Here is a 488-nt window from a genome sequence, read left to right as displayed (position 1 = left end):
CGGCTGTACCGGACCGGGGATCTGGCGCGCTATCTGCCGGACGGCAATCTGGAGTTTTTGGGCCGCACCGACGACCAGGTGAAGATCCGCGGCTTCCGGATCGAGCCGGGCGAGATCGCGGCGCGGCTCACCGAGCATGCGTGGGTACACGATGCGGTGGTGGTGGCGCGCGAGGATGGCGCGGGCGAGCCGCGGCTGGTCGCCTATGTGGTCGCGGCGGCCGAGCACGCCGGCGAAGCTGAGGGATCTGAGCTGGCCGCCATCTTGCGCACGCATCTGAGTGCGCGACTGCCGGACTACATGGTGCCGAGTGCGTTCGTGCAGCTCGCAGCGCTGCCGCTGACGGTGAACGGCAAGCTGGACCGCCAGGCGCTGCCGGCGCCGGACGATGAGGCCTATGCGCGGGGCGCCTATGAGGCGCCGCAGGGCGAGATCGAGACCGCGCTGGCCAAGCTCTGGGCCGAGCTTCTGGGGCTGGAGCGGGTCGG

General features: G+C 70.9%; 1 protein-coding gene. It reads left to right on the top strand.

Annotated elements, in window-relative coordinates:
• A partial coding sequence (locus tag ACZYOF_RS44335; protein WP_463719667.1) for an AMP-binding enzyme occupies positions 1 to 488 on the top strand: 488 nt, incomplete at both ends.

It is taken from the genome of Bradyrhizobium sp. LeoA1Lang, assembly GCF_055413685.1.
This window is presented reverse-complemented; position numbering and strand designations above follow the sequence as displayed.